Genomic DNA, 209 nt, shown 5'->3' on the forward strand with positions numbered 1-209 from the left:
ATAGATTTACCTAAACAGCGTTTATGTTGTTTCAAACGAGTAGGGGTTGTTTTGTGACGAATACGTACCATCCGTGGTAAATCAATCGGTTTTAATGGTATAGATTGATTGTGTATCCAATTATAAACAGTTTTAGTGCAAGGGACTAGTTCATCAGAATGCTGCTTTTTATAAGTATTAACAAAGGAATCAACACTATGTATTCTAAT

General features: G+C 33.0%; 1 pseudogene. It reads right to left on the minus strand.

What is annotated here, in order from left to right:
• Positions 1-209 (minus strand): annotated as a pseudogene (locus E4T68_RS09475) (IS30 family transposase); the annotation flags it as partial.

It is taken from the genome of Granulicatella sp. WM01, from assembly GCF_004570605.1.
Classification (GTDB): domain Bacteria; phylum Bacillota; class Bacilli; order Lactobacillales; family Aerococcaceae; genus WM01.